Below are 450 nucleotides of genomic sequence, written 5' to 3'. Positions count from 1 at the left end.
GGGTTGGTGAGGTGGCCGTCGTCGGTGAAGAGGCGCTCGAGGTGCTGGCGCCATCGGTGGTCGAGGATCCGGTCGCGGGCCTGGGCCAGAGGGCCGTGTGGGGTGGTGCGGTGTTCGTGTCCGGTCTCGGTGATGATGGTCAGTTCACCGAGGGGTCCGGGCCGGTAGGCGCAGTGGCCGAAGGTCTTCTCGCGGTGGTGCTTGCGGCACAGGCAGATCAGGTTCCACTCGGCGGTGGGTCCGCCCAGTTCCGGGCGCAGGTGGTCGAAGGCGATGACGTGATCGATCTCGCAGTCGCGTGCGTCAACCGTGCAGCCGGGGTGGCGGCAGGTCCCGTCACGCAACCGGATCCTCTCGGCCAGCGCCGGGGTGATGAAGTACTTGAGCACCGCATCCGGCGTGTCCTGAACGCCCGGTTGCGGGTCGATCAAGTCGAACCGCACCTTGGCG

At 68.2% G+C, this 450-nt stretch carries 1 protein-coding gene; it reads right to left on the bottom strand.

The genetic code is table 11. The annotated features are described in order from the left end of the window. Positions 1-431 (bottom strand): HNH endonuclease signature motif containing protein (locus G6017_RS12910; protein ID WP_241731530.1); only part of this gene is annotated, 431 nt, incomplete at its 3' end. Positions 432-450 lie beyond the last annotated feature (19 nt).

This window comes from Dietzia sp. B44 (assembly GCF_014145245.1).
Classification (GTDB): domain Bacteria; phylum Actinomycetota; class Actinomycetes; order Mycobacteriales; family Mycobacteriaceae; genus Dietzia; species Dietzia natronolimnaea.
Note: the sequence above shows the minus strand (reverse complement) of the source record. Positions and strands in the feature narration are given on the sequence as shown.